Source organism: Streptomyces sp. NPDC048415 (genome assembly GCF_040651675.1).
GTDB lineage: Bacteria > Actinomycetota > Actinomycetes > Streptomycetales > Streptomycetaceae > Streptomyces.
Window position 1 is genome coordinate 1 of sequence record NZ_JBEZKJ010000230.1, and the last position, 1,219, is coordinate 1,219.

The 1,219-nt window shown below is 76.1% G+C and carries 1 protein-coding gene; it reads left to right on the forward strand.

The features are described 5' to 3' along the window. Positions 1-1,219 (forward strand): lanthionine synthetase LanC family protein (locus AB0D27_RS45515; protein WP_362521558.1); only part of this gene is annotated, 1,219 nt, incomplete at both ends.

The window sequence follows — 1,219 nt, forward strand, 5'->3', positions numbered from 1 at the left end:
TCTCCTCGCTCCCCGAGCCGGGCGACTGGCCGTCCAGTCGCGACTCGATGGTCGAGGCGATCCTGGCGTCGGCCACACCGGAGCGCGACGACCGGCTCTTCCCGGGCGACATCGCCCAGTTCTCCGACGGCGGCGGGCTCGGACTCGCACACGGGGCCGCGGGCGTCCTGTACGCGCTGGACGCGACCGGGGCCGGGCGCTACGAGAAGGGCGAGCGGTGGCTGCTCGACCACACCGATCCGGTGCCGGTCGGAACGCCGCTCGGGCTGTACGACGGGCTCGCGGGCGTCGCGTACGTCCTCGAGCGGCTCGGGCACCGGCAGCGGGCACTGGATCTGGTCGACGGGATCCTCAAGGAGCGGTGGCAGAATCTCTCGTCCGATCTCCAGGGCGGCCTCGCCGGGCTCGGCCTGGTTCTCGGGCACCTGGCCCGCACCACCGGCGAGCCTCAGCTCGCCGAGCGCGCCGCCGAGGCCGCGCGGATTCTCGTCGCCCGGCTCGCCGAACCGCGCCCCGACACACCCCGCCGTCGCGCCGGTCTGCTGCGCGGCGCGAGCGGCCCCGCGCTCTTCCTGCTCCGCCAGTACGAGTCCACCGGCGACCCCGGCCTCCTGGACGCGGCCGCCGAGGCGCTGCGCCGGGACCTGGAGTGCTGTGTCGTCCAGAAGGGCGGAGGCCTGGAGGTCGACGAGGGCTGGCGCACACTGCCGTACCTCGGGGACGGGAGCGTGGGGCTGGGGATGGTGCTGGACGACTATCTGCGGCTCGTGGAAGGCGGGGCGGCGGCCGGGCCGGCGCGGCTCGCGGGCGAAGCCGGATCCGCGCGCGACGTCGGCGCGGCCGAACGGGCGCGGGTCGCGAGCGAAGCGGACACGGTGCACGACCGGGTGCGCGGCGCCGGCGACGCCGGATCCGTGCGCGATGCGGGCGCGGACGGGCGGGCCCGCGGCGAAGGCGCCGGCCCCGCACACGATCCCGAGCGGGCGCGCGGCGCCGGCGAAGACGGATCCGTGCGCAACGTCCCCGCGGCCGGACAGGCCCGCAGCACAAGCGCCAGCCCCACACACGAACCGCGCGACGCCGAACAGACGCCCGCCGCAAGCGAAACCGCACCCCTACGCGACGACCACACGGCCGGACAGACGCACGACACAAGTGCCAGCCCCGAACACGAACCCTTCAACGCCGAGCGGGCGCGCGGCGCCGGCGACGCCGGATC